This is a genomic window from Gordonia sp. (in: high G+C Gram-positive bacteria) (genome assembly GCF_012515855.1).
In the GTDB taxonomy this organism is placed as follows: Bacteria; Actinomycetota; Actinomycetes; order Mycobacteriales; family Mycobacteriaceae; genus Gordonia.
Window position 1 is genome coordinate 1 of sequence record NZ_JAAYXO010000208.1, and the last position, 1879, is coordinate 1879.

The 1879-nt window shown below is 69.6% G+C and carries 3 protein-coding genes; 1 reads left to right on the forward strand and 2 read right to left on the reverse strand.

Annotation, left to right across the window (positions count from 1 at the left end; genetic code table 11):
* Positions 1 to 89 precede the first annotated feature (89 nt).
* Both GX543_RS15320 and GX543_RS15325 read right to left on the reverse strand, forming a co-directional pair.
* Positions 90 to 350 carry a hypothetical protein gene (locus GX543_RS15320; protein WP_290853125.1) on the reverse strand — a complete coding sequence of 87 codons (261 nt, stop codon included), beginning with the start codon at positions 348 to 350 and terminating at the stop codon, positions 90 to 92.
* Between the two features lie 152 nt (positions 351 to 502).
* The gene (locus GX543_RS15325) at positions 503 to 1459 is read right to left on the reverse strand and encodes a LysR family transcriptional regulator (protein WP_290853128.1); all 957 of its coding nucleotides are present in this window, start codon (positions 1457 to 1459) and stop codon (positions 503 to 505) included.
* Positions 1460 to 1617: 158 nt separating this feature from the next.
* On the opposite strand from GX543_RS15325, the gene GX543_RS15330 reads away from it, so the two are divergent.
* The coding region (locus tag GX543_RS15330; RefSeq protein WP_290853131.1) for an FAD binding domain-containing protein at positions 1618 to 1879 on the forward strand (262 nt) is incomplete at its 3' end.

The following is a 1879-nucleotide window of genomic DNA, read 5'->3' on the forward strand; positions in this document are numbered from 1 at the left end:
ACCTTGGCCTCACCGTCGCCGCGTTGGAGCAGTTCGATCGCCTCCTCGATCGTCCGGGGGGCTTCGTACGCGAAACGTGACGGGAACACTTACTCGCCTCCCTGTGGGTCGGGGATCGCCACCGGGCCGTCGGTGGCGCCCGGGCGGTCGGGGTCGGGGCGCGGCTCCTGATGCGGAGGCCACGGACCGCGGACCGGCTGCCCGGCGACCTTGGTGAACTCGACGAACTGCGGCCACGCCTTCAGGGTCGGGCTCTTGCCGTCGGAACCGTCGCTGCTGTCGGGCGTGTGTTCGATCAACTCGTAGATGCGCGGATTGCCGCGGCTGTGACCCGACGACTCGATCCCCATCCGATCACCCCTGACCTGCTCGGCGGCCGCGGACGGCCCCCGGCCGCGGTGACCGCATGCTGCCCCGCCCCCGGCGCAGGCGCAAACGTCGCCCTAGTGAATGCTTAAGAGGTCCCCCTGACCAGGTATGACGCGCGTTCGTCGGGCGCGCTTCAGCTCCAGAGGGTGACGTGGATGCTGGGCTTGAAGTGGCCGATCGTCGCGCCCTCCCCGTGGAGCATCGCCTGGGTGGCGCGCGGCGTGGTGATGAAACGGAGCAGTTCGGCGGCGGACGCCGTCGCGCTGTGGTTCGGGAGTGCGTTCGCCGTCCAGATGCCTTCCTGCATCCCGCCGCGCACGTCGATCCGCACCAGGCGGCCCGCGGCGAGATCGTCGGCGGCGGCGAACGTCACCGCCAGGCCGATGCCGCGCGAGCGCTTGATCTCTTCGACCGCGGCCGAGTGGCTCTGGAAGATCCGCTGGTTCGATTCGGGCACACCGATCGACTCGACGATCCGGCGGGTCAGGCTGTTGGGCTCGGTCGCGGACGGTCCGAGCAGCCACAGCTCGTCGCGCAGCGCCTCGGGTCGGACCCGGACACCGGCGACAGCTGTCGCCGGCCCGGTGACGATCGTCATCTGGTACTTGAGGAACGGCGTGCGCGTCAGCTCGTCGGACACCACCGGCGCGCGCGGCCCGATCGCGACGTCGACCGCGCGCGACGCGAGCAGCGCTGGGAACTCGTCGGTGGTCTGCACCGACAGTTCGACGTCGAGATCGCTCGCACGGTTCGTGAACAGTTGGATCAGCCCCGGCGCGCAGTACTCGGCGAACATCGAGGTGGTAACGAGGCGGAGCAGGCGCCGGCCGCGCCCGGCCTCGGACACCTCGCGCACGGTGCGATCGCGCAGTCCGAGCATCTCCGACGCCCGCGAGGCGAGTCGGAGACCGCCCGGCGTGAACGCGATGCCCACCGAGGCGCGGGTGAACAACGGGTCGTCGAGCTCTTTGCGCAGCGCGGCGACGTGGCCGGAGACGGCCGCTTCGGTGACGGCGAGTTCCTCGGCGGCGTCTTTGACCGAACCGTGGCGGGCGACCGCGACGAACGCACGCAACTGGGTCGGTGTCACGCCGCTGACCTTAGTAAAGACTTGAGAGACCTGGTCAGGGGGACTTCAGGAAACGCTGATGCACCGGTTTACTCTGGGCCGGCGGCGTGGGAGGCTCGCCCTGCCGCACGGTGGCGTCAAGCCGAAGCGCACAGAGACACACAGGAGGGAGGGGTCGCATGCAGGTTCCGGCGCCGTTCGAGTACGAACGCGCGACCAGCGTCGACCATGCGATCGACCTGCTCGAACGACTCGGCAGCCACGCCCGCGTGGTGGCCGGTGGGCACAGCCTCCTGCCGATGATGAAGTTGCGACTGGCCCAGCTTGAATACCTGATCGACATCAACGATCTCGCCGGCGAGCTCGGCCGGATCTCGATCGAGCGCGACGCCGACGGTACCGGCGAGGTCCGGATCGGGGCGATGACACGGCACCGGCAAC

What these genes read in the sequence shown, in the direction of transcription:
- GX543_RS15320 (WP_290853125.1), bottom strand. Translation starts at nt 350, where the DNA reads ATGGGGATCGAGTCGTCGGGTCACAGCCGCGGCAATCCGCGCATCTAC.